The 21,859-nt window shown below is 34.1% G+C and carries 19 protein-coding genes; 4 read left to right on the forward strand and 15 right to left on the reverse strand.

The window, feature by feature from the left end; translation table 11 throughout:
• Positions 1-7 precede the first annotated feature (7 nt).
• From GGR32_RS03430 to GGR32_RS03445, 4 genes are read right to left on the reverse strand one after another with little or no spacing between them, the layout of a single operon-like run.
• Positions 8-952, reverse strand: a complete 945-nt coding sequence (locus tag GGR32_RS03430; protein WP_183476484.1) for a hypothetical protein — start codon at positions 950-952, stop codon at positions 8-10.
• Positions 949-2,634: a DUF6909 family protein gene (locus GGR32_RS03435; RefSeq protein WP_183476486.1), complete on the reverse strand. Its 1,686-nt coding sequence runs from the start codon at positions 2,632-2,634 to the stop codon at positions 949-951. The genes GGR32_RS03430 and GGR32_RS03435 overlap by 4 nt, the downstream gene beginning before the upstream one ends.
• Before the next feature lie 3 nt (positions 2,635-2,637).
• A complete protein-coding gene (locus tag GGR32_RS03440; protein WP_183476489.1) occupies positions 2,638-4,134 on the reverse strand; it encodes a GH3 auxin-responsive promoter family protein in 1,497 nt (498 codons plus the stop codon).
• Between the two features lie 7 nt (positions 4,135-4,141).
• A complete protein-coding gene (locus tag GGR32_RS03445) occupies positions 4,142-5,017 on the reverse strand; it encodes a M23 family metallopeptidase (protein ID WP_183476491.1) in 876 nt (291 codons plus the stop codon).
• 120 nt (positions 5,018-5,137) lie between these two features.
• On the opposite strand from GGR32_RS03445, the gene GGR32_RS03450 reads away from it, so the two are divergent.
• On the forward strand, positions 5,138-5,338 hold the full coding sequence (locus GGR32_RS03450; protein WP_183476493.1) for a Sec-independent protein translocase subunit TatA/TatB: 201 nt from the start codon (positions 5,138-5,140) through the stop codon (positions 5,336-5,338).
• Positions 5,339-5,436: 98 nt separating this feature from the next.
• Here GGR32_RS03450 and GGR32_RS03455 read toward each other — a convergent pair whose 3' ends face one another.
• Genes GGR32_RS03455 through GGR32_RS03465 form a run of 3 tightly spaced genes read right to left on the reverse strand, consistent with a single transcriptional unit; the run spans position 5,437 to position 9,142 of the window.
• On the reverse strand, positions 5,437-6,417 hold the full coding sequence (locus tag GGR32_RS03455; protein WP_183476495.1) for a DUF4837 family protein: 981 nt from the start codon (positions 6,415-6,417) through the stop codon (positions 5,437-5,439).
• Between the two features lie 19 nt (positions 6,418-6,436).
• On the reverse strand, positions 6,437-7,954 hold the full coding sequence (locus tag GGR32_RS03460) for a lytic transglycosylase domain-containing protein (protein ID WP_183476497.1): 1,518 nt from the start codon (positions 7,952-7,954) through the stop codon (positions 6,437-6,439).
• Positions 7,955-9,142, reverse strand: a complete 1,188-nt coding sequence (locus GGR32_RS03465; RefSeq protein WP_183476499.1) for a phosphoglycerate kinase — start codon at positions 9,140-9,142, stop codon at positions 7,955-7,957.
• Positions 9,143-9,229: 87 nt separating this feature from the next.
• Here GGR32_RS03465 and GGR32_RS03470 point away from each other — a divergent pair, with 87 nt between their 5' ends.
• Positions 9,230-10,378, forward strand: coding sequence for a DNA polymerase III subunit (locus GGR32_RS03470; protein WP_183476501.1), 1,149 nt, complete (start codon positions 9,230-9,232; stop codon positions 10,376-10,378).
• A gap of 102 nt (positions 10,379-10,480) precedes the next feature.
• Here the strand turns inward: GGR32_RS03470 and GGR32_RS03475 are convergent, their stop codons facing one another.
• From GGR32_RS03475 to GGR32_RS03500, 6 genes are all read right to left on the reverse strand, one after another.
• Positions 10,481-11,032 (reverse strand): OmpH/Skp family outer membrane protein, encoded by a 552-nt coding sequence (locus tag GGR32_RS03475; RefSeq protein ID WP_183476503.1) that lies wholly within the window; start codon positions 11,030-11,032, stop codon positions 10,481-10,483.
• Positions 11,033-11,245: 213 nt separating this feature from the next.
• On the reverse strand, positions 11,246-12,091 hold the full coding sequence (locus GGR32_RS03480; RefSeq protein ID WP_183476505.1) for a class I SAM-dependent methyltransferase: 846 nt from the start codon (positions 12,089-12,091) through the stop codon (positions 11,246-11,248).
• Between the two features lie 5 nt (positions 12,092-12,096).
• A complete protein-coding gene (locus tag GGR32_RS03485) occupies positions 12,097-12,594 on the reverse strand; it encodes a hypothetical protein (RefSeq protein ID WP_221403684.1) in 498 nt (165 codons plus the stop codon).
• A gap of 14 nt (positions 12,595-12,608) precedes the next feature.
• The gene (mnmG, locus tag GGR32_RS03490; RefSeq protein WP_183476509.1) at positions 12,609-14,480 is read right to left on the reverse strand and encodes a tRNA uridine-5-carboxymethylaminomethyl(34) synthesis enzyme MnmG; all 1,872 of its coding nucleotides are present in this window, start codon (positions 14,478-14,480) and stop codon (positions 12,609-12,611) included.
• 11 nt (positions 14,481-14,491) lie between these two features.
• Positions 14,492-14,911, reverse strand: coding sequence for an rRNA maturation RNase YbeY (gene ybeY / locus GGR32_RS03495; protein ID WP_183476511.1), 420 nt, complete (start codon positions 14,909-14,911; stop codon positions 14,492-14,494).
• Positions 14,904-18,335, reverse strand: coding sequence for a DUF4175 family protein (locus tag GGR32_RS03500; RefSeq protein WP_183476513.1), 3,432 nt, complete (start codon positions 18,333-18,335; stop codon positions 14,904-14,906). Before GGR32_RS03500 ends, ybeY begins: the two co-directional genes overlap by 8 nt.
• 130 nt (positions 18,336-18,465) lie before the next feature.
• Between GGR32_RS03500 and gltX the strand changes: the two genes are divergently transcribed.
• Together gltX and GGR32_RS03510 are read left to right on the forward strand one after the other, a co-directional pair.
• The gene (gene gltX, locus GGR32_RS03505; protein ID WP_183476515.1) at positions 18,466-19,986 is read left to right on the forward strand and encodes a glutamate--tRNA ligase; all 1,521 of its coding nucleotides are present in this window, start codon (positions 18,466-18,468) and stop codon (positions 19,984-19,986) included.
• Positions 19,987-20,089: 103 nt separating this feature from the next.
• Positions 20,090-21,103 carry an SPFH domain-containing protein gene (locus GGR32_RS03510; RefSeq protein WP_183476517.1) on the forward strand — a complete coding sequence of 338 codons (1,014 nt, stop codon included), beginning with the start codon at positions 20,090-20,092 and terminating at the stop codon, positions 21,101-21,103.
• Between the two features lie 74 nt (positions 21,104-21,177).
• On the opposite strand, the gene GGR32_RS03515 is transcribed toward GGR32_RS03510, so the two are convergent.
• Together GGR32_RS03515 and GGR32_RS03520 are read right to left on the reverse strand one after the other, a co-directional pair.
• Entirely contained in the window at positions 21,178-21,399 is a 222-nt protein-coding gene (locus tag GGR32_RS03515) for a DUF6327 family protein (protein ID WP_183476519.1), read from the reverse strand.
• A gap of 53 nt (positions 21,400-21,452) precedes the next feature.
• Positions 21,453-21,851, reverse strand: coding sequence for a competence protein (locus GGR32_RS03520; protein WP_183476521.1), 399 nt, complete (start codon positions 21,849-21,851; stop codon positions 21,453-21,455).
• Positions 21,852-21,859 lie beyond the last annotated feature (8 nt).

The raw sequence follows: 21,859 nt of genomic DNA on the forward strand, positions 1-21,859 counted from the left end.
CTTCTTCTTAAGCTTTATTTAGTTTTCTGGCTTTTTTAAGCATTCTAACAAAAAGAATAAAAGCAATATATAAGAAAATAAATGCTATTGGAAAAACATAAATACGCTTTCCGTAAAAAGAAAAACCTTGCACTTGTTTTGCCGAGCCTTTGGTAATTGGTTTTAAAAACTCCTGGTGAGCAATTTCCTCTTTTTGCAGGTCTAATGTATGCTTTTGTAATTGTTTACGTGCTAGCACATAGTTTTCAAAATCTATAGCTTCTCCATTTATAGAGTAGGGTAATTTTTCTGCTCCTGTAAGTTTTGTATTTAAAACCTTATCGAGTTGTTTCTCGGCTTCTAAATTACTTTGTATATGAATTGCTAGCTGCTCTTTATAAATCGCTGCTAATTGCTTGTAATATTCGTTTTTACGAAGGTAATCTAGCACTTTAGTTAACACTTGTTGCCCGTTGATGGTTTTAGGGTGTGTTAAGCTTAATTGTACTCTAGAAGCTTTATCTAAAATGGTTTTTTTAAGCTCTTCTTTTTCTAAAATATTATTCTCGGATACAAACCTTAAGAATAGGTGTTCTTCTCCGTCAATATGCCTTAAATCCGTCAAGGGTTTTACTTGTAGGCTATTAAAATCTGTTGCTTTTACTCCTGCTTTTTGTAAAAGCGCTGGATTTTTCGCGTTAAAATCTTCGCTAAAATCTTTAAGGTATTCTCCGGTAGAAAAAGCTACGGGTATTACCAAAGTGGTCTGGTAGCTCGGTGTAATACGTTTATCTAAAACATAACCCGCTACAATTCCCAAAACAATAAGAACAGCTATAACGATAGCATTGCGGATAAAGAAATTTATAATTCTAAGAAAAAAGTGTTCTGTTTTTTGTCCCGCTTTTTTAAAAATTTTAAATAAATCGAGTATATCTACCTCTTGCGTGCTATTTTCTTCTGAATTTTTCATTGATATTCTGCAAAAATTTGTTCAAGTATTTTTTCTGTAATTAAATAAGTTGGCTTTACTCCTGTTGTACCTAAACCTCCCGAAGCCAATGTACTTCCTGTTTCTAAAGGATTATCGCTGGCGTAATATGCATACCTAACTTTTACACTTGGTTTTATATTACCGCGTAACATTGAGGCAGATTGGATAGCTTTTTGGTAATGCGCACCTTCCATCTCTAAGCCTATAACATTCCAAGTAGAGTCGTGAAAAAAGTTTAATACATCTTTATTTTGTAAAGAGGTTCCTAAAACAGTAACCATAGATCCTGCTACAACCCCTATATCATGCCCTTCTAAGTCTTCTTTTCTTAATTGGTTCTGAAAAGGATAATTGTCTGCTGTGCCTTCAAACAAATGCGCACTCGGAATCATAATATCGCCTTTAACTCCTTCTAATATTCCTGCTTTTCCCATAATAGATATAGAATTTACATTTAAATGAAAATTCTCATCTCCTATTTGATACGGCTTTAATAACTCATCCATTGTTTCATAAGCTTGCTCTCCAAAAGCATAATCCATCACAACAATTACAGGAGCTGCTGCTGGGTTTGAAACCTGAAAAGGAGTTTTATCCTGCGGTAGTTTACCCGTATCAAATACTTGTACATTGATATTTGTACCGCTGGTATCCTCTAGGTAAATCATCCCATTTTCTAAAGCCTTTTTAGTTACTTGCTTTCTTAAGTTTGAATTTTCTGAATCACTAAGTGCTTCATATACTACAAATTCATTTCCTTCCTTAAATTCTTTAGGCAAAGCTAGAGGAGCGTATAGCGTATTCATTACGCTATGCATATTGGCGCTAATAATATGAATTTCCCTATCTAATAAACCGTGTTTAGCTAAAGTATCTTTAATATTATTGGCCCATACTTCTCCATGAATGTGATGTCCTAAACGCTCTCGTAATACAGGACTAAACGAAATAGCGCGTTTTAGGTTATGCAGAGCCTCATCGATAGCTAATTTTCCTAAATGATAAATAATGTGAAGAAAACGCTCCTTATTTTCGGGTACGGCATAATGCTCGTATGTGTTTCTTACATCATAAAATGTTCTGCCTAAAATGTTTGCTGCATGGGTAATGGCTACTTCGCATTCTTCGGTAGTTAGTTTTCCTTTTTTTACGGCTTCTTCTAATTTAATCCAATCGCGAGAAACATTACCTTCCTCATCTACAATAGCTCTGTTTTTTATTTTTTCCGATTCGATAAATAAGAACGTAAGGTGGGTTAGAATATCATAAATATCAGACCTGCCTCGTGTAATTTCTATATTCATTTGCTCCTCATCTATACGATAGCAGTTTCTTCTTCGTTTAGGAGGAATAATAGATTTAAAATGAGAATCTTTATAGCCTTCGCTACTGGTAAGGTTTATATATCGGCATTCTTCTATGCCAATGGGCAACCTGTCCATTACATACATTAGTCCGTCTAATTCAAATTTTTCTTCTGCTATAAAGCCATATATTTCTGGACGTAAGGTTAGTAAACTTTCTCGTAGTGTTTCGCCAGAAACGCCCATAGGTTTATAAAAACCTCTGTTTATTAGATGTCGCATGGTAATGTACAAACGTTCTATGGCGTTGGTACTTTGCTGCGCTCTGCTTCTATGATAATACTTGTTTTCTTTCATAATTTACTTTTTATACCAAGGTTTTAAAGCATCTGCAATGTTTCGGTTATTTGCCAATCTGGCAACTTTATTTTGTCCTCCTAGCTTCCCTATAGATTTCATGTATGCCTGAAAGCCCTTGGGTGCTATTTTTGTAATCACTAAAGGTCGTAAAATATTGCCTTGTATAAGGTCTAAATAATACGAATTTTGCTTTTGCATATTTTCATCTAGCCTTAAGGCAAAAGCCTCTATATCGTCGGGCTCTTGATCAAACTCTATAAACCACTCATGGTAAGGTAATCCCGATGTTGGATTGGTTTGTGGCGCTACACTAAACTCGTTTACAGAGGCGTTAGTTGTTGCAATGGTTTCCTTTAATGCGTGTTCTACCTCTTTGGCAATTACGTGTTCCCCAAAGGCAGAAGTAAAGTGCTTTATTCTACCAGATACCAAAATCCTGTATGGTTGCGTAGAAGTAAACATAATTGTATCGCCTAAATTGTATGCCCAGAGCCCTGCGTTGGTAGAAATTATCATGACATAATTTACATTAACTTCTACTTCGCCTATGGTATAGCGTTTAGGGGCAGCGGTATCAAACTCGTCTGCTTTTATAAACTCATAAAAAATTCCGGCATTTAAGCGTAAAAGCATTCCTGGATTGTTTTGTTTATCCTGAAAAGCAAAAAAGCCTTCCGATGCAGGATAAAGCTCTATGCTTGGAATGGTTTTTCCTATCAACTGATTAAATTTTGCTCGGTATGGTTCAAAGTTTACTCCTCCGTAAATAAAAAGTTTAAAGTCTGGAAAAACTTCGCTAATGCTTTTATTGGTTTGTTGCTGAATTTTTTCAAAATACATTTGCACCCAAGAAGGTATTCCGCTAATCACACTCATCTTTTCGGGAAGGGTTTCTTTAATAATAGCCTCTACTTTTTCTTCCCAATCTTCAATACAATTGGTTTCCCAGCTTGGTAAACGGTTTTTTTGTAAATATGCCGGAACGTAATGCGCTACAATTCCTGAGAGTCTTCCTGTTTTTATTCCGTTGGTGCTTCCCATAACAGGGCTTCCTTGCAGAAAAATCATTTTCCCGTCTACAAATTTATTTTCTCCGGTTTCGGCAATATAATTTAGAATGGCATTTCTTGCTCCTTCAATATGAGTTGGCATAGATGCTTTGGTAAGCGGGATGTATTTTGCCCCACTTGTAGTTCCCGAAGTTTTAGCAAAATACAAAGGTTTTCCTGGCCATAAAATATCTGCTTCTGCTGCTACAACCCTATCTATATATGGTTTTAAAGCTTCGTAATCGCGTACAGGTACTTGTTCCGAAAAATCTTTATGGGTATGTATCGCTGTAAAATTATGTTCTTTTCCAAAAGCGGTATTTTTAGCTTGATTTATGAGTTGCTGAAATACTTTCTCTTGGGTTTCTACAGGATTATTGGCCCATTTTTTTATCTTTTTGCGAACTGTTTTGGCAAATATTTTTGCAGCGAACGATTTTATCGACATTGTTTTTTTAATTAAATTCTATAAAGTCTGTTGGGTTTAAAGGGTAACCATTACTCCATAATTCAAAATGTAAATGAGGTCCTGTAGAAAAATCTCCCGTAGAGCCTACACTCGCAATAACTTCTCCTGTTTTTACAAAATCGCCTTGTTCCTTAGCAAGGCTTGCATTGTGTTTATAAACCGATATTAACCCGTCTAGATGTTCTAAAATTAACACAAAACCTGTTTCTGTTGTCCATCCCGAAAATATTACTGTTCCATCGGCTACGGCTTTTATAGGGGTGTTTTCTTCTGCAGCCACATCTACAGCAAAATGTTTTTCTGCAATATTATAAGTGTTTGTAATTTCTCCTTTTAATGGTGGGAACAATTTAACATTGGTTTCTGCCACAGCAACATCAAACACGTTGTATTTATCTTCTTGTGCAACTTTTTCTCTTAATAACGAATCTACTTTAGAGGGTTTCATGTTTAACCGCTCTATTTCTATTTCTGCCGAAAGGCTATCTACAGGGCTTTTAATATCGATACTGTCTATGCTTACTTTTCCTTTTAAAGCCTGCTGTACACTAGCGTAATAAATATTGTTCCGCTGGATAATACGTTCTAACGAGTCTGCTTTGTAAATAAGCTCTATCGCCTCTTTTTTAACATTGTTCGAGGTGTATCCTGGGATATACTCTTTTAACGGAGTATAGGCTATGAGCATTGTAGTAAGCCCTATAAGAATAATTGCCGATAGCCCTAAAATAACGTATACATTAAGCCTTGTAAGCCTTATAGAGAGACGTTCTTCGTAGGTATCTTCATTAATAATAAGTAAGCGGTATTTATGCAAGAGCTTTTTTACCAGCTTCTTTTTTTGTTTTTTTGATGCTTCCATACCGAGTTTTTAGTATTGCAAATATAAGCGATAAATAAATTGTTTGCTTTTATTGGTTAGATAAGATTTTTGTTTGAAATATAATTATTAATTTTGTAGCATCTTAAAAAACATAGAATTATGGTTACAGGCATATTTTTAGCAATTGGTGTATGGCAGTATGTTATCATTGGGGTAGTTATTTTATTGATTTTTGGTGGAAAAAAAATCCCAGAACTTATGCGTGGCTTAGGTAGTGGTATCAAAGAGTTTAAGGATGCTTCTAAAGATGAAGAAGCCAACAATACACCTAAAAAAACAAACGACTCTGAAAACAATTAAAAAAATAAACCTTTTGTAAAGGTGTAAAAAAGGGCTGAAGTGAATTTCAGCCCTTTTTTAATATCTTATCCCGTCTTTAAAAATTAAAAACGCGTTTCTTAATTTTTAAACTTTATCGATTTTAAGATAGCTTCTAATTCTAGCATGTGGTCTCTTTTATTAACCGATGGTCTAAATAAAAAGCCTTCTGCAATAAGGTAACGGTTATTTTTCTCGTCTCTAATGGCATAATTAACAAAAGGTCCTGCCATAAAAGCACCTTTAACATCCCAGGTTCCTTTGGTTTCGTAAGCAAACTTTCCGTCTATTTTGGTAGTGAAAAGATAAGGAGAAAAGGCTTCTTCTGTTCGCATATAACTATCTTCTACATCGCCAGAAGGTCCTGGTATATATTTTTTCCCGATAGAATCTCGTATTTTTATGATGTCTGCAACTACATTGTTTTCATCTATTTTAGATAAAGGGACTTGATAAAGCAAAATTTCCATACTGCCTTTAGGAATATCTTTTCTTATCCAAAAAAAGTCATCTCCTTCTTTAGCATAGCGGTATGCGGTAGGGAAATCTATATTTATATGAAGCTTTTCTGTTATCTTTTTATCGTCTTTTAAAGATTTTGCTATCCTGCGTTGCTTCTCTGTGATTTCGGTATCTCTAATAGCCTTTAAAATAGCTGGTTTTTGTTCATCTATTTCTTTTGTAATTTCTGCAATATTGCTTCCTCCTATAAAAATACCTGTTTGTGGTTTTGCAAAAGTATCAGTTACAATACTAAAGTATGGGGTTTCTGTTTTTATGATTTTTACAAAGGTGCGATTGTTTCTTACAAAACCTGTAAATGCATTGGTTGGAATATGGTTGATGTTAAACATAGGTTCTTGTTGAGGCAACCCATCTACAGGGCTTGCCAAAACTTTGCGTAAATGCTCTCCTATTTCTCCTTTCCAATTTTGGTGATCTACAACTACCGATAGGTTGTTTAACCTTCCGGAAGATGAGGGGATGTGCTGAGCTTCTGCGCCTTCTTTACAGGAAAACAATATCCCAAACGCACAAACTAAAACGATAATTTTTTTCATACAAGTCCTATTTATAATTTTATCCAGAGATTTTGAGTTTCATTCCTGGTTTTAAATTACTACCACTAATACCGTTCCATTCTTGGATATCTTTAACACTAATTCCTGTAAATTTTCTAGAAATACTCCATAACGAATCTCCTTCTTGTACGGTATAATACTTTTTACCGCTTCTTTTTACTTTTGAAGATTTTTTGGCAACCACTCCTTCTATGTTTGGTTTTTTAGGATATATGGTTAAGTACTGCCCTGTACGTAAGCTAGAGTTTCGCATGTTATTCCAACGTTTTATTTCACTTACACGAACGCCAAATTTTCCTGCTATTTTACCCAAATAATCTCCAGATTGTACGCGATACCTTACTTTATCGGTAGCTTCATAATACTTAGGCAGCTCTTCTTCTGCTTGTGCTATTTGTGTTGTTGCTACTTCATATATTTTATCTTCGTTAGCAACAAACTTCCCTACTTCGGATACGGGTAAACGCAGGTAGTATGTTTCTCTTTCTATACTCGGAATAATATCTAATTTATAGCTTGGGTTTAAAAACATTAATACATCTTCATCTACTCCTGTAGCTTCTACAATTTGATCAAACTTTATAAGTTGTTTTACTTTTATGGTATCGGTATCAAAATAGGTAATTTCGGGCTTATAACGTTGGTAACCATGCTCGTTAGCATACTCAAATAAATACATTGTAGCAATAAAAGCAGGAACATAGCCTGCGGTCTCTTTAGGCAGGTAATCTCTTAATACCCAATAGTCTTTGCTTCCTCCGCTTCTTCTAATTGCTTTAGATACATTTCCAGGACCTGAATTGTAGGATGCTAAAGCCAAATCCCAGTCTCCAAAAATACCATATAACGTAGAAAGGTATTTGCAAGCTGCCTCGGTAGCTAATACAGGGTCCATGCGTTCGTCTACATAGCTGCTTACTTCTAAACCGTGCATTTTTCCTGTTGTAAACATAAATTGCCATAAACCCGTTGCTCCTACTCTAGATTTTGCTCTTGGATTTAATGCCGACTCTACAATAGCTAGGTATTTCATCTCTAAAGGGATGTTATGCTTGTCTAGCTCTTGCTCAAACATAGGGAAATAGAATTCGCTTAATCCCATTAGTTTTTCTACATGTAATCTGCTACGCTGCAAATAATAATTGATAACTTTCTCTAAACTCTCGTTATACGAAATATGAAAGGGTGTTTTAGCATCCAATCGTGCCAATCGTGCCTTTAGCGTATCGGTACTTACGGTTTTTTTTATTTCTGGTAAAGAGTCTATCTTAGGATCGGTATATGATTTATTGGCTAAAGATGTTTTCATTAAATCTTTCCAAACCGAATCTACTTTTGCCGTATATCTTATATCTTCTATATTAGAAAAAACAGCATCTACGGCTTCTATTGTAGCTTTAACACTGTCTGGAATAGCAATATTATTAGGGTTAATTTCTGGCGTTTGTGCAAATATGCCTGCCGGAAACAAACAGCAAATTCCTAAAAGTTTAAAATGTTTAAAATACTTCATCATTTATTCGTTTGTAATTGCTGCAATTCCTGGTAATGTTTTTCCTTCTAGCATTTCTAACATTGCTCCGCCGCCTGTAGAAACATAGCTTACCTTTTTCTCTAAGCCAAACTTTTTTGCTGCAGCTACACTATCTCCTCCTCCTACTAACGAAAAACTTCCATTTTTTGTTGCCTGAGCAATGCTATTTCCGATGGCTTTTGTTCCTCCTGAAAAATTTTCTAATTCAAAAACTCCCATTGGACCATTCCATAAAATAATAGCCGATTTTAAAATAACTTCATTAAATGCTATCTGTGTTTTTTCTCCTACATCTAATCCCATCCAGTTTTCAGGAATTTCATCTATTTTGCACAATTTTTTGTTTGCATTATTACCAAATGCATCAGCAATTATAGCATCTTCTGGTAAATATACGGCTACATTTTTTTGTTTTGCTTTGGCTAAAATTTCCAACGCTAAATCAAGCTTATCATCTTCAACCAACGAGTTTCCTACCTTTCCGCCTTGGGCTTTTATAAACGTAAAGGTCATGCCTCCTCCTATAATCAGGTTATCTATTTTATCTAAAATATTTTCGATAACCGTAATTTTAGACGATACTTTTGCGCCTCCTAAAATAGCCGTTACGGGGTGTTCTGTGCTATTTAAAACTTTATTTAAGCTCTCAATTTCTTTTGCTAATAAATAACCTAAGCATTTCTCGTTAAAAAACTTTGCAATAATTGTTGTAGAGGCATGCGCTCGGTGTGCTGTCCCAAAAGCATCGTTTATATAAATATCTGCATAGCTTGCTAATTGCTTAGCAAAAGCTTCGTCTCCTGCTTTTTCTTCGTCATGAAATCTTAAGTTTTCCAACAATAAAATTTCTCCCATAGCTAGTTCATCGGCCATTTTTTTGGCTTCTTCTCCAATACAATCTGGAGCAAATTTTACGGCAACACCTATAATTTCTGAAACTCTTTTTACAATATGTTTTAAAGAATATTTAGCTTCTTCTCCTTTAGGTCTTCCTAAATGACTCATTAAAATTACAGCTCCTCCATCTTCTAAGACTTTTATAATACTGGGTTTAGCAGCATCTATTCTGGTAGTATCTGTAATTTGGAAGTTTTCATCCAAAGGAACATTAAAATCTACACGTATAATGGCTTTTTTGCCCTTGAAATTGTAATCAGAAATGGTTTTCATAAATTTAAATTTTTCCAAAAATAAGTAATTCTATGTTTTTTAATTTCGGTACTCAAAAATAAATTAAAATAACTAATTTCGCTTTCTATGGAATTTTCAGACGTTTTAGGTTTACCCCATCTAAAAAATCATTTAATAACAAGTGCCGATAGCGGGAGAATACCTCATGCACAATTGTTTGTTGGTGCCAGTGGTAGCGGAACTTTACCTATGGCAATTGCCTATGCTAGGTACCTGATTTGCAACTTAAATAAAGATACTAAAGCACAAGCCTGTGCTGCAAAATTTAACAAATTAGCGCATCCCGATTTACATTTTGCTTTTCCCGTAAATACCAGTACTAAAGTAAAAAAAGATGCTGTATCTGCTCATTATTTAAACGATTGGAACAGTTTTTTGGCAAATAACCCCTACGGAAACTTATACCAGTGGTATAGCCATATTGGGATTGAAAACAAACAAGGCATTATTGGTGTAAATGAAGCTACTGATATTGTAAAATCGCTTTCGTTAAAATCGTTTGAAGGCGGGTATAAAGTAATGTTGATTTGGGGAGCTGACAAAATGAACGATAGTGCCGCAAATAAACTTCTTAAACTAATTGAAGAGCCTCCACAAAAAACAGTATTTATTTTAATTACAGAACAAGAGGACCAAATACTTACCACTATAAAATCTCGTTGCCAAGTATTACATTTCCCTCCTCTAAGCGAAGAAATAATTACCCAAGCCCTTATAGAAAAACAACAGTGCGAACCCACTGAAGCTAAAAAAATAGCACATGTTGCTAATGGCGATTATAATAAAGCACTAAAAAATTTAAACCAAGATTATACCGACGATGTTTTTGAAAATTGGTTTATTATATGGGTAAGAACGGCTTTTTCTGCCAAAAAAAATAAAAAAGCCATACAAAGTTTATTACAATGGAGCGACGAAATAACAAGTAGTAACAGGGAAACGCAAAAGAATTTTTTACTCTATTGTTTAGACTTTTTTAGGCAAGCATTACTCTTGAATTACAAAACCGATAACTTGGTTTATTTATCTACAAAAACAAAAGGCTTTGAATTAGAAAAATTTGCTCCCTTTGTACACAACGGAAATATTTTAGAAATACAAAAAGAAATAGAAAAAGCCATTTATCATATAGAACGCAATGGCTATGCAAAAACCATTTTTACCGATTTATCTATCCGTTTAACACGTTTATTACATCGTAAAGAAATCGTTTAACAACATATAAAGTATTGATTTACAATAAATTAAAAACCCCTATTTAGGTATTTCTAAATAGGGGTTTTTAATAAGCATTCCTTTTAACCTTTTTGGCTAAATTTATTTTTTATCGGTAGTAGTATCGGTAGTATCTTTTACTGCCGAACCATATTTTTTATTTAAAGCCTCTAATACGGTTTTGGTAATATCTTTACCTTCTTTGGCATACATAATATTGGCGGTTTCGTTAGAACCAAAAATATAAGTGTAGCCATTATTCTTACCATAATCTGCAACAAAATCTTTTACTTGAGTGATAATAGAATCGATAGCTTGATCGCTCTCTTCTCTAAGGGTGTTGCTTTCTGCCTGTTGCTGACGCTGTAGAATTTGCTGTTTTTGCATTAAAGCTTCTTCTCGTTTTTGACGCTTAGCCAACGAAAGCGTTGGCATTTCTTTCTGATAAGTTTGTACTTCTTCCTGAAAAGCACGAGCTACAGAATCTAAACGCTTACGCATTGCCTCAGATTTTTTACTAAATCTTTCCTCTGTAGATTTCATTACCTCAAAATCTTGCACTAACACCTTATTGTCTACATAAGCTGTTTTCTCTTTTTCTTGACAAGCCATAAGTGTAAAAACACCCATAACTGTAAGCAGCATTTTTTTCATGTTCTATTAAAATTTTAAAATACAAATTTAATAAAGTAAATACTAAAAGTGTACTTCCGTAGAATTATTTATATTTTTTATAACAAAAATTTAATCTATAAATATAATTGATAAAAATTAGCTTATTATAAAGACTATTTAAGAGTATTTTAAAAAACAGTAGATACATAACATATCTTAAAGCTGTATCTATTCTTAAAACGCCTTAAAAAGCTATTTTAAACAAAAAACATAGACCAATGATGAATACTCTCCCGTTTTTTTTGCTTTCCGATTACTTTTATAACCTAGTTGCATTGCTTTAAGAAAATTAGTTGATTTGTGTTTGTATTTTTCTGAAAGCAAGCTTACATAATAAGCATCAAAAATAAGAGGATGAATATTGCAAAGCTTAAAACCTTGCTGAGAAAAAATACGCTCAATACCTTCTTTAGAAAAATGCCAAAGGTGCCTTGGTACATCGTAAGCCGCCCAATGTTCTTTGTAATAAGCAGCATCGTAACTTTTAAAGTTAGGTACTGCTATAAAAACAAAACCATTTTCTTGTAGGTGGTTTTTTATAAAAGAAATTTCGTTTTCTAAATTTGGCACATGCTCCAAAACATGCCACATGGTTATTGCCGAAAATTTAGTATTGATTTCGGCATGAGTCTCGCATAAAGTTATTCCTTTTTTTAAGGCTAATTTTCGAGCGTCGGCATTTGGTTCTATACCTTTTATTTTCCAATTTTTATTTTTTGCTTCTTTAAGAAAATCTCCTGTTCCTGCGCCAATATCCAACAAAGTTTTTGCTTCTCCTTTTATATAATTATTTAGCCAAGAGATTTTTTTAGCAAGCATGTATTTTTTTACCCGTTGGTAAATTTTATCTTTTATAGAAGTTGCAGAATCGGTATGCGAAATATAAGCTTCACTTTTGTAGTAATAAGGAAGCGCTGTTAAATTAGGTACAGGCTTGGTTTGTAAAATATCTCTTTCTTGATTATAGCATAAATCAAATGTTTCTCCCGAAACGGTATAATCTTTACAACGTAAAAAGGTTGTTTTATTTACATCCATATTAATCAATCTATCAAACGTTGATAACGATTTAGTTTATCCATTAGCGTTTGGTTTCTTATACTTTCTTCTTGTAAAACATCATTATCAAACTGGTCTTTTATTGCGACAGAAATATAATAATACGGATATTTTTTAGGTAAAGGTTCGCTTTCATCAGAACCCAAAAGCTGTTGTAAGGTAACTAAACGAATCCATTTATCGCTATCTGAAGAAGTATTTATAAAAACCGTCAACGTATCTTTAGGGTATAGTTTTGTCGTGGTAAAACTATGTGGTATAAAAGCATTAGGGTTTAACCCAAAAAAGGATTTTGTTTTGCGTTCAAAATCTACATAATCTCCATCAAATTCAAAAACAAAAGCAGAAAGCCCTATGCCGTTTCTATCATCAATTTCATTAATATCTATACGTCTTGCCTTATGTACACGAAAACAAGATTGCATACAAAACAGCAGGATTAATAAACCTAATAGATAATGATATTTATTATTATGTTTCACGTGGAACATTTTATTTACCTTCCCATATAAACCAACAAAACAGAAATATCTGCGGGGCTTACACCACTTACTCTAGAAGCTTGAGAAACGGTTCTAGGTTGAATTTTATTAAGCTTTTCCCTTGCCTCCATCGACATAGATTTCAGCTTTGAATAATCAAAATTTGAAGGAATTTTTATGTTTTCTAAACGGTGCAATTTGTCGGCATTGTTCTTTTCCTTTTCGATATAACCAGCATATTTCACCTGAATTTCGGTTTGTTCTAACACCTCATCTTTCAAGTTGTTTTCTACAATATAATTTTCTACAGAAGGAATTACCCTTAAGTCTGACAAGGAAATATTTGGGCGTGCAAAAATCTTAAACATCTTTCCGCTTTGCTTCACTTCTGCCGATTTTTTTCCTTTTAAAACAGGATTAATTTCTTCCGGTGCAACGCTGGTTTCTTTAAAAAAGGAAACAAAAGCTTCGGATGCTTTTTTCTTATCTTCCATTACACGCAAACGCTCTTGGCTAGCTAAACCGAGTTTATAAGATTTTTCAGTTAAACGAAAATCAGCATTATCTTGGCGCAATAAAGTTCGGTATTCTGCCCTACTGGTAAACATACGGTAAGGCTCTTCTGTTCCTTTAGTAATTAAATCGTCTATCAGAACACCTATGTAAGCTTCGTCGCGATTTAAAACAAACTCTTCACGCTCTTGTACTTTTAAAGCTGCATTTATCCCTGCCATTAAACCTTGACAGGCTGCCTCCTCATAGCCTGTTGTTCCGTTAATTTGACCTGCAAAATACAAACCAGAAACAAGTTTGGTTTCTAAAGTTTGCTGAAGTTGTGTAGGCGGAAAATAATCGTATTCAATCGCATATCCAGGGCGGAAAAACTTTACGTTTTCAAATCCTTTTACAGAAGATAATGCTTTATACTGCACATCTTCTGGCAAACTGGTAGAAAATCCATTTACATAATATTCTATCGTATTCCATCCTTCTGGTTCTACAAACAGTTGGTGCCTATCTTTATCAGCAAACCTATTAATTTTATCCTCGATACTTGGACAATAACGAGGACCAATACTTTCTATTCGTCCATTAAACATAGGAGAACGGTCAAAACCTTCTCGTAATAAATCGTGCACCTGTACAGAAGTATAAGTCATGTGGCAAGAACGTTGTTCTACCAGTGGTTTTGTAATAGGCAAATACGAAAATTTAGCAGGATTTTCATCGCCAGGTTGTTCAATCATTTTAGAAAAATCTAAAGATCTTCCGTCTACTCGTGGCGGTGTTCCTGTTTTCATTCTACCAGCTTCAAACCCCAAATCAACCAAATCTTTCGTAATTCCTGTAGCGGCTCTTTCGCCAGAACGTCCTCCTCCAAAGCTTTTCTCTCCGATATGAATCAATCCGTTTAAAAAAGTTCCGTTAGTAAGTATAACCGCCTTAGTGTTTATGGTTAATCCGAGTGATGTTTTTACCCCAACAATTTTCTCTCCTTTCACCAAAATACCAGAAACCATATCTTGATAGAAATCGAGATTTTTAGTTTTCTCTAGCATCAAACGCCAATCTTCTGCAAAACGCATACGATCGCTTTGCACTCGAGGACTCCACATTGCGGGTCCTTTAGATTTATTAAGCATTTTAAACTGAATTGCGCTGGTATCGCTTACTATTCCGCTATAACCTCCCATAGCATCAATCTCACGCACAATTTGCCCTTTTGCAATACCTCCCATGGCTGGGTTGCAAGACATCTGCGCAATGTTTTGCAGGTTCATTGTAATAAGCAATGTTTTGCTTCCCATATTTGCAGCAGCAGCGGCGGCTTCACTTCCAGCATGCCCTCCTCCAACAACAATTACATCATATTCTGTAGAAAACATAGATTCTAGTGTTATTGTTCCACGTGGAACATTTTTATTTTTTCATCTTCTTTTTCACGCATTAACTTCGCTTCATTGGCTGTTTTATCTTTATAACCACAAAAGTGCAACAACCCATGTGCCATAACACGTAAGAGTTCTTGCGCTAAAGAAACCTTAAAGACTTCTGCATTTTCGGTTACGCGTTCTATGCTAATGTAAATATCCCCGCCTACTTGCTTGCCTTCGCTATGCTGAAAACTTATAATATCGGTTAAATCGTGATGGTTCAAATATTTAATATTGATTTCATTTAAATACGCATCATCACAAAAAATATAATTAAGCTCGGTTAAGGCTTTGTTTTCAGAAGTGGCTATCTGTAACAACCAAGCTCGGTAAGCATCTTCTGAGGTTAAATTAAAACTTGTCTCTGAAAAAAAATTAATCATTGTCAATTTGAAAATATCGATTTACTTTTTCTTTATAAATAGGCTGCAAAGGTAAACTATGTCGGTTTAAAATCTCTGTGGTATTAAAATATTCTTTTGCTTTTTCTTCAAAGTTATCTAGTTTACTTTGGTGTTGCATTTTTGCCGATTCTGCTTCTCGTTTACGTTCTTGTTCTTGCTCTAAAGCGGCTTCATTTAATTGCATTAGTTTATGTTCTACCTGCAGCATTCGTTTACGGGTTTGCTCGTTATATCCGTTTCGTAAAAGTTCATCTTCTATTGTTTTCATTTCTTCCAAAAGCATATTAGCATCCTGCGGATTTCCTAATTCCTTAAGCATGTTTTCTAACTGAAACCTAAGCTGTTGTTGTTCTTTATATATTTCATACAACATACGGCTTTGCTCCTCTCCTTCTTCTCCTAAAGAGCCTTCTTTGCCTCCTTTATTTCCTTCACCAGAGGCACCCGATTTCCCAGATTTTCCTTCTTTACTTCCTTTAGACGAACTCCCTTCGCTACCTTGTTCTCCTTTTTCTTTTCCTTCTCCTTTACTTCCTCCTGGCTTATTGCCTTGTTGCATTTGATTAGACAATTCCTGTTGTTTTTTTATAATGTCTGGCAACTGAAAACCTTTACCTTTTCCACTGCCTGATTTCCCCTGTCCCGATTTACCTTTACCTGAACTCCCTTTCCCCATAGCGCTCATTTGCATCTGCATTTGGTCTAAGCTTTGGTCTAGCAAGTTTGCTAAATCGTTTGTTGCTTTAAAGGCAAATTGTTGTGAAGCTATCCCCTGAGAGATTCTGTTTTGAGCAAAATCGTCTAAAGCTTCGTCTATATTATGGGTAACTTCAACCAGTTTTTCGGTTACTTTTTCAGAAATCAAAGGGTTTCTTGCCGCCAGTGCATACAAGCTATCATCAATAAATTTAAAGTTTTGCTTTAACGCATGTTGCTTACGCAAACGCTGGGCAAAATTTGGACTATTCTCTTCCATTGCTCTAAAAGCTTGCATTAGGTCTTCTTGTTGAAATGAAAATGCAATTAAATTATCTAAAACTTGTTTGAGCATTGCAGCGTCTTCTTCTTGCTGTTCCATCTCGGCTTCCATTTGCATTTGCTGCATTTGCGAACTCATTTGTTTCATTTTATCGGCAGCCGATTGTTGCTTTTGCTGAGCATTTTTCTGGCTATTTTCACTTTGGCTACCCGATTGTTCTTGTTCTTCTAAAAGTTTTTCTGCAGCTTTTTGATCTTCCTCAGCAGCGGCTTCTGTAGGTTTATCTCTACCCAGCTCCATAGGTTCTTTTAGTTTGCTATTTTCTTCTTCCAAAGCATCTAATTCTTCTTGGAATTTTTCAAAATCTTGATGCAATTCTGCTTGCTTTTCTTTGGTATTTGTAGAATCGTTTTTAGCTAATGCTTCTTGTTTTTTGGCAATATCTTGTAAATCTTCCCTTAATTTTTTTGCTTTCTCTTCTACATAAAAACGCTTGGTAAGTTCTAAGAGTTGTTCTAAATCTTTTTGTTGAACTTGCTGGTTTTTGGCTAATTTTTCTAGTCCTTTATCAAGCCTATCTTTATTTATTTTATCTTGGTATTTTTCTAATTCATCAATTAATTTTTCATTTTCTTTAGCTCGTTCCTTTTGCTTTTCTAAACGGTTTTCTAAAGTTTTTTGAAAATCATCTTTATTTTCTTCTTTAAATTCCTCTAGATTCTTTTTTAATTGTTCAGAGAATTTTTGCATCAGTTGTTCTTGCTCTTTCTGTCGGTCTAGGTATTGTTGTACCTTTTTACGATCTTGATACGAGTATTGGTTTTTTTCTTTCTGGAGTTGCTCTATTTTTTTATATTCTTGCTTATTTTCTTCTAGCTGTTTTAAGGCATTATCCATTCCGTGAATAGATTCTTGTTGTTCTTTTAATTGTACTTCCTCTTTTTCTTTTTTAGAAAATTTTCTAAAACTAAAGGTTTTGCTTTTTGTTTGTTTTGCCCCATTAACGCCATCGTTATCTTTTACCACAAAATACATTTCGTAGGAAGTCCCTTCGGTTAGGGTTAAATTTCCTGGAAAAGCGGTGGTAAACTGTGTAAGTGCTGCTTTGGGAACAGAAAGCGTTTTTATATTTTTATCACTTTGATTATCAATAGGATAATAAACTAAAGCTACCGAAGAAATTCCGTAATCATCTGAAGCATTTCCGAAAAAATAAAGCTGTTGATTATCGATAGAATCTCGCTTCACTTTAACATCAATCTTAGGGTATTGGTCTTTAAGTACTTTTAATTGATATGTTAGCTTTTCATAATGATGAATACTTGTGTTAGAGCTTGCTACGGTATAAGTAAAACTGTTTTTTACCTTAGGTTTTTGGTAAGTAAACAAGTTATTGCTTTTGTTAAATAAAGAAGCATTAGCTGTTGTAATAAAAGCTAGCGTATCTGTATTTTTTGTGGTTACCTTCCAGCTTACTTTTGTTCCTTCTGGAATAGTGGCATTACCTGTACCTATCAGGTTTTTATTTTTTTGTTGAACATAGGCAGGATAAACTAAATTCATCTCGAAATTTACCAAACTAGGAACTTTAGTAACCGATAATTGGTAGGGAATAGAAAAAACTTCATTTGCCGAAATTTTAAACTCCTGCTGCTGTTTTACTCGCTGAAAAGTATAAGAAAAAACTCCTGGAGAAAGCGTTTTCATTACATAGGTTTTATCGTCTATATGAATTTTAGCCTGTTGTGGAATAAGATTTCCTGTAGTTTTTACTTGCAGAGTAAAGTCTTGATTTTCGTGAATGTTTAGCGTATCGTTAAGCAACATAAACTGAAAAGGTGCTGGCGGAGTGTATTCTTTCTGATAATTAACTACCCGTTTATAAGAATCTGAAAACAAATCTACACTTCCAGAAAGGTATATTCCTACAATCACAAGCACAGGCAACAAAACATAAGCAGCATACTTTAGGTTATTTTTAAAGTTTATGGCTAATTGAAAAGGTATGGGTTTTAAATCGATAGATTTTTGTTCTATACTCGCCAAAAGCAAATCGGACGTTAACTTAGCTGCTTGTTCTTTAAGTTGTAAAATATTAACCAGCTTATCGTTAACTTCAGGAAAATGTTGCCCTATAATTTTAGAAGCTTCTGTATAACTAATTCCTTTAGACAACCGAAATAGTTTTGCTAATGGAAATAAAATAAACCTAAAAAACAAAAGACTTTCTACCCCAATAAAAGCCCAAAATAAAACAACACGAACCTTACTTGGTAACCAAAACAAATACTCTAATCCTACAATTAGAAGAAAGTAAAACAGCCCAATTCCTAGAAAAAACAAGCTTCCTTTTATCAAATCGTTTGTATAATACTTTCTGATAAAGCTTTCTAATTTTTTTATAATTAGGTCGTAATTACTCATTTGTATTGTTTTGTATAAAACTTATAAAATTACAATAATTATTTTAGACTAAAATAATTATCTGTTTTTACAAAAATATAGACTTTTAGCTGTAATATTTTTAATGTATTTTTGCCAAAAAAACAAGACTATGGCTACTGTACGCGTACGCTTTGCTCCAAGCCCAACCGGACCACTGCATATTGGAGGTTTAAGAACGGCTTTATTTAATTACTTATATGCAAAAAAACACAACGGCGATTTTATTCTTCGTATAGAAGATACCGACCAAAATAGGTATGTAGAAGGTGCCGAAGCCTATATTATAGAAGCATTAAACTGGTGTAATATTCCTTACGACGAAGGTCCAGGAAAAGAAGCCAATGTGGGTCCTTATAAACAAAGCGAACGTAAAGCATTATACGCAAAATACACACAACAATTGCTAAACGAAGGAAAAGCTTACTATGCATTTGATACCCCTGACGAGCTTACAAAATACCGCAGTGATTATGAAGCCGAAGGAAAAACCTTTATTTATAACTGGCATAACCGCTTAACGCTAAATAATTCTTTAGCCCTTACCGAAGCAGAAGTAAAAGAAAAACTAGCAACAAATACGCCTTATGTAATACGCTTTAAAAGTCCAGAAAATGAACTGCTTGCTATGCACGACGAAATTAGAGGCAATATACAAGTACAAACAAAAACCTTAGACGATAAAGTTTTATTTAAAAGCGATGGGATGCCAACCTACCACTTGGCAAATATTGTAGATGATCACCTAATGGGCATTACCCATGTAATACGCGGAGAGGAATGGCTACCCAGTTTAGCCTTACACCTCCTACTCTACCGAGCTTTTAATTGGGAAGCACCAAAATTTGCTCACCTACCACTTATCTTAAAACCTACCGGAAAAGGAAAATTAAGCAAACGCGATGGTGATAAAATGGGCTTTCCTGTTTTTCCATTACTATGGGAAGACCCTAAAACTAAAGAAATAGCCGCAGGATATCGCGAAGATGGTTACTTACCACAAGCTGTTATCAATATGCTTGCCTTTTTAGGATGGAATGAAGGCGAAGGTTCTGAAAAAGAAATTTACAGCCTAGAAGAACTCGTACAGGCTTTTAGCTTAGATCATGTTTCTAAAAGTGGCGCTAAATTTGATCCTGAAAAAACAAAATGGTTTCAGCAGCATTATTTACAAAAAGAAGATAACCAAACACTTGCTAAACAATACCTAAGTATCTTAGAAGAAAAAAATATTTCTACCACACTTAGTTATGTAACACAAGTTGTAAATAGCATTAAAGAACGTGCAACTTTTGTAAGCGATTTTTGGGAATTAAGCAGTTTTTATTTTGAAGCGCCAACTACCTTTAACAATAAAGCTGCAAAAAAAGCTTGGAAAGAAGATACGGCAGAAATTATGACTAAACTTGCAGAAGTACTTAGCACAATAGAAGATTATAAAACAGAAAACATACAAGAAGCAGTAAAACCTTGGATAAGTGAACAAAAAATAGGCTTTGGTAAAGTAATGCAACCTTTACGCCTTGCTTTGGTTGGCGATATGAAAGGTCCAGATTTATTCGATATCCTCTCAAGCATAGGCAAAACAGAAAGCTTAAAACGTATTGCATTTGCCATAGAAAAATTAGCTTAACACGATAAAATAACAAAGCTATAAATCCTATCGAGTTCGGTAGGATTTTTTTATTTCCAAATCATAAAAATACGTATCTTTAATGCAAATTAAACTATTTATTATGGGAAATGTATTTTTTGGATTTATAGTCTTTTTTGGACTAGTAATCTTAATTACAGGGATTTTCACTGTAAAACAACAAAGTGCCGCAGTTATCGAGCGGTTTGGAAAATTTTTAAGCATCAGAAACTCTGGATTACAATTTAAAATTCCAATTTTTGATAAAATTGCAGGACGTATAAATTTACGTATCCAACAATTGGATGTAATTGTAGAAACAAAAACTAAAGACGATGTTTTTGTACGCTTAAAAATATCGGTACAATTTCAAGTGATTAGAGAAAAGGTTTACGATGCTTTTTACAGACTTCAAAACCCGCAAGACCAAATTACTGCCTATGTTTTTGATGTAGTACGTGCCGAAGTTCCTAAAATGAGACTTGATGATGTTTTTGAACGTAAAGATGATATTGCAATTGCTGTAAAATCTGAACTTAACGACGCTATGAGCGATTATGGTTACGATATTATTAAAACATTGGTAACCGATATAGACCCAGATATACAAGTAAAAGAAGCCATGAACCGCATTAATGCTTCTGAAAGAGAAAAAGTAGCTGCCGAGTACGAAGCAGAAGCAGAACGTATTAAAATTGTAGCCAAAGCACGTGCAGAAGCAGAAAGCAAACGCTTACAAGGACAAGGTATTGCAGACCAACGCCGCGAAATAGCTAGAGGTTTAGAAGAATCTGTAGATGTATTAAACAACGTAGGGATAAACTCTCAAGAAGCATCGGCATTAATAGTAGTAACCCAACATTACGATACTTTACAATCTATAGGAGAAGAAACCAATACCAACCTTATTTTATTACCTAACTCTCCGCAAGCAGGTAGCGATATGCTTAACAATATGATTGCATCCTTTGTAGCCTCTAACCGCATAGGTGAAGAAATGAAAAAACAAAATGAAGCTAGAGGGATAGAACCTAAGAAAAAAAATAAACCCGAAAAACCTAGAAATGAGAATAGAGATGATTTTCTAGATTATGGAGATGATGAATATGTAAGCTAAACCAAACATGTTTAGATAAAAACTAAAAACCCCAAATCTTGATGATTTGGGGTTTTTAGTATACTGTTTTATATTTAAAAAAATCGTTTCGGGAGGATTTTGGTAATTAGTTTAGAAACAAAAGCTTTTTTAGTAAAAGAAAGAATAGCATTACTTGCTATAGAAGATAAAGACAAGTCCTCTTTTACGTAATGAAAATTTCGTTTCATCTTTTCTTGATTAATTTTGGTTTGAAGTCTTAAAATTTTCAAATCATAATCCACTTCATCAAACGAGGTGTATTGCGTTTTTTTCATTTCGTAAGGGTTTGATACATTTTTTATTTAAAATGCAGAGAAACATATCTTATTTACTCTTTTGGAGTAATAGAACCTTTTATAATGTTCTCTATAGGTTCTTCATTATCAAAAAATAAAGTAGAAAAACGTTTTAGAATAACTTTATCTACCAATTGTTTTCTAAAGATGTAAATAAGAATTGTTATTAATAGAAAAACACCACTGATAATAAAAAAACCAGCACTGTAACTATCAAGAGCAGCTCCTATTAAAAAAGCAAAAGCAAAAGCTGTAAAAGCTAAGAAAAATAAAAAAAGGCTGCCAATACATAGTAATTTAACCAGCATAGCAGCACTTTGTGATGTTTTCTTAAATATATCGAGTTTATAATAAGCTAATAAACTCTCTATATAATTTTGTGTATGCTCATTTAAGTCTTTAAAATTATTATTTAGATGATTAAATGCCATATACTAAA

The organism is Mesonia hippocampi (assembly GCF_014197445.1).
Taxonomy (GTDB): domain Bacteria; phylum Bacteroidota; class Bacteroidia; order Flavobacteriales; family Flavobacteriaceae; genus Mesonia; species Mesonia hippocampi.